Origin of the sequence: Helicobacter mehlei (assembly GCF_003660265.1) — a bacterium.
In the GTDB taxonomy this organism is placed as follows: Bacteria; Campylobacterota; Campylobacteria; order Campylobacterales; family Helicobacteraceae; genus Helicobacter; species Helicobacter mehlei.
In genome coordinates this window covers 1-741 of the sequence record NZ_QXQP01000080.1, presented here as the reverse complement: position 1 = coordinate 741, position 741 = coordinate 1, and the positions used below count along the sequence as shown (strand labels likewise).

Sequence of the window (741 nt, the reverse complement as noted above, 5' to 3'; positions counted from 1 at the left end):
TTGCCCAAGTCCATAGCGGTATCTAAGGAATCACCCGTATTTAACGGGCGTGAATCCGCCACATCGTGGTTACCGATGGACTTTTTAAATTCCTTTGCATTCTCTAGTTTCCCATGTTCTTTGTACATCGTTTTTAAGGTTAATTGGTTGTTTTTTGTGCCTATCACCTCCACCACTGCCATATACCCGTTAATTTGCTTGCCGACTAAAAGATACTTGCCCTTAGGCGTGTCCTCTACCCTCATCAAATCCGCATGATTCACAATGTCGGGGTAGTTTTGGATATCTTCCAATTTGACCGCTGGTTGCCCGCTACTTTCAACTAAAGGACTCCCCTCTCCATGTCTTTTTTCAATGTGCGTTAAAGCGTCCCCATCAAATAACATTTTAATCGGCTTATTGGGGTCAAAGCCTAGATGTTGGATAATTTGGGGGTTTGTTAAATCCCCCACCCAAACCTTATCATTCTTGCGTCTTTTGACCTCCTCTAAAAATTCCTCTGTTAAGTCCTCCTTGGTGGCTTTGCGTGTGGGCGTGGTTTGGCTAATAAGTTCCCCATCTCCACCCCCATTCCCTGATTTCCCCCCATCTGCGCCATCGCCCTCTTTGCCCGTATGCGCGTCATTGCCCCTAGGGGGTTTGCCTTTACCCCCACTATCCCCCAAATGGGGGTTTGGGGATATTCCCCCTCCTCCTGAAGGGGGTGGGTCATCTGGAGGTAAGCCCCCCTCTAGCTCTCTA

At 48.0% G+C, this 741-nt stretch carries 1 protein-coding gene; it reads right to left on the bottom strand.

Going from position 1 to position 741, the window contains the following annotated elements; genetic code table 11:
- A partial coding sequence (locus EAO36_RS08330; RefSeq protein WP_459562065.1) for a PBECR3 domain-containing polyvalent protein occupies positions 1-741 on the bottom strand: 741 nt, incomplete at both ends.